The 883-nt window shown below is 60.1% G+C and carries 1 protein-coding gene; it reads left to right on the top strand.

The annotated features are described in order from the left end of the window. Nucleotides 1–541: phosphatase PAP2 family protein (locus GSQ77_RS28905; protein ID WP_158907594.1), on the top strand; the 541-nt coding region annotated here is incomplete at its 5' end. Between the last annotated feature and the right edge of the window lie 342 nt (nucleotides 542–883).

The raw sequence follows: 883 nt of genomic DNA, 5'->3' as shown, positions 1-883 counted from the left end.
CCACGTCGTGAGTTACGACAACAGCGGCATCTGGAAGCGAAGCAATCAGGAAATCCTGGTATACGGCACGATTCTTACCGTGAGTGCCGGTGCCTTGGCGTTCGGCGACCAGGACAAGCTCGGCGACACTTTCTGGCGCTCGGTCGATGCGATGGCTATCAGCAGCGCGGGCGCGGAGGTGATGAAATATACGTTCCAACGCGAACGACCCTCGCAGACCAACAATCCGAACGAGTTTTTCAAGGGCGTACACGCGCAGAGCTTTCCCAGCGGCGAAGTGACTGCGATTGCTGCCGCCGTGACACCGTTCATGGCCGCCTACGGCGACGATCATCCGGCGATCTATGCGTTGGCCTTGTTGCCGGCCTATGACGCCGTGGCGCGCGTCAAGACCCATGGTCATTGGCAAAGTGATGTACTGGTTGGCGCGGCGCTCGGCACCGGGGTCGGCCTGTGGGCCTCACACCGCCAGTCACCACTGATTCTCAGCTGGTTGCCGGGCGGTTTTCAGATCGGATTTGTGCATCACTTCAAGCCTTGAAATGCCTGCCAAGCAGGCACCTGGTGCATTGATCGACACGCTCAGACAGGTACCGGCTGAGCGAGCTGGACGAAGGGAACAACAGATGAAATCTGGCTGACTCCGCGAATGGGGTTCACGCAAAGTTAGCTGTCATAGCAAGTATCATGTCGGGCAATGTTACCCCCAGCCGCCGCGGATCCCCACGCTGCCGCCCCCGCTGAATCGATACCAGCGACGGTTTCAGCCGCCTTGTCCGACATCTCCTCTCGTGAGCGCTTCCGCGGCTTGCTGTGGCTGGTTGCCGCCGCGTTCTTCATGCAGGCGCTGGATTCCACCGTCGTCAATACTGCCGTGCCAGCG

The organism is Burkholderia sp. L27(2015), from assembly GCF_009765705.1.
Lineage (GTDB): Bacteria > Pseudomonadota > Gammaproteobacteria > Burkholderiales > Burkholderiaceae > LMUX01.
This window is presented reverse-complemented; position numbering and strand designations above follow the sequence as displayed.